Here is a 222-nt window from a genome sequence, read left to right as displayed (position 1 = left end):
GACAGGCTCCGGAAGACGGTTGTTGCGCACGTATTCGGTGAACGCACTATGGCGACGCTGGGGCGTCTTATGAGCTTGCTGTCACCCTTTGACGTGGTGATATGGATGACGGATGGCTGGCCACTGTATGAATCCCGCCTGAAGGGAAAGCTGCACGTAATCAGCAAGCGATATACGCAGCGAATTGAGCGGCATAACCTGAATCTGAGGCAGCACCTGGCA

At 55.4% G+C, this 222-nt stretch carries 1 protein-coding gene; it reads left to right on the top strand.

Annotated features, from left to right (window positions below; genetic code table 11):
* A partial coding sequence (locus tag BGK49_RS19515) for an IS1 family transposase (protein WP_242412566.1) occupies positions 1-222 on the top strand: 222 nt, incomplete at both ends.

Source organism: Shigella sp. FC1544, assembly GCF_001722145.1.
In the GTDB taxonomy this organism is placed as follows: domain Bacteria; phylum Pseudomonadota; class Gammaproteobacteria; order Enterobacterales; family Enterobacteriaceae; genus Escherichia; species Escherichia coli.
Note: the sequence above shows the minus strand (reverse complement) of the source record. Positions and strands in the feature narration are given on the sequence as shown.